At 31.8% G+C, this 280-nt stretch carries 1 protein-coding gene; it reads right to left on the bottom strand.

The window, feature by feature from the left end; translation table 11 throughout:
* Positions 1-110: 110 nt before the first annotated feature.
* On the bottom strand, positions 111-218 hold the full coding sequence (locus RYX56_RS21910; protein ID WP_317124059.1) for a biofilm-forming protein: 108 nt from the start codon (positions 216-218) through the stop codon (positions 111-113).
* Positions 219-280 lie beyond the last annotated feature (62 nt).

Raw genomic sequence — 280 nt, forward strand, 5'->3', positions numbered from 1 at the left:
TTATCCTTTAAGAATTTATATTTTCGACTATGAGCATTGTATCAACTAGTGCTGTCCATTTTTTGGCATTCTTGATCCCAAAGAAAACGTACGTCCCTAAGATTTCCTTACTATTTTTTTTGCTGTTTCTTAGGATTATCTACATTAAAAGCAGTTTCAGTCTCATGGTCCTTTTTGATTTGTACCATACTTGAATTTTTGATTCCCTTCTTGGACATAGTTTCACCACCTTTGTTCTTATTTTTCCTTACGTCTAAAGAATGATTCAAAATAAAAACAG

The organism is Alkalihalophilus lindianensis, assembly GCF_032843265.1.
GTDB classification, from domain to species: domain Bacteria; phylum Bacillota; class Bacilli; order Bacillales; family Bacillaceae_D; genus Alkalihalophilus; species Alkalihalophilus lindianensis.